This is a genomic window from Stutzerimonas marianensis (assembly GCF_022810315.1).
Lineage (GTDB): Bacteria > Pseudomonadota > Gammaproteobacteria > Pseudomonadales > Pseudomonadaceae > Stutzerimonas > Stutzerimonas marianensis.
Genome location: NZ_JALGRD010000044.1, coordinates 346 through 776, shown reverse-complemented (window position 1 = coordinate 776; position 431 = coordinate 346). Strand labels below are relative to the sequence as shown.

1 protein-coding gene is annotated in these 431 nt (G+C 50.6%); it reads left to right on the top strand.

The features are described 5' to 3' along the window. A partial coding sequence (locus tag MST27_RS22200) for a carboxypeptidase regulatory-like domain-containing protein (RefSeq protein ID WP_243608013.1) occupies positions 1–431 on the top strand: 431 nt, incomplete at both ends.

The following is a 431-nucleotide window of genomic DNA, read 5'->3' as shown; positions in this document are numbered from 1 at the left end:
TTAACAGAGACGGGTGTCGATACTGGATCGTTCCTGGGTACAATTGCTGTCAGTTCAGATAGCACCTTGATCAATACGAGGATAAGAGCTGCAGTAGGCGATACACTGACAACTACTTTCACTGATAATCCAAATGCAGACGGAGGGGTTTCTACAGTTACGGATACCTCTTTGGTAGGTGAGGCAGTTCCAACTCCGACACCAGGGGCTTCGCCAACACCAGGAGTCACGCCTACGCCGGGCGTTACACCGACACCAACCGGGGTTGGTAGAATTTTAGGTCAAGTTACTGACTCTATATCAGGCGCAGGTATCAACGGCGCGGCTGTGTCCCTCGATACAGGCGAACAGACTGTCACTAGCACAGTTGGAGGTCAGGATGGTGTTTATTCATTCGATAATGTGGCTGTTGGAGACCGAACGATAACTGC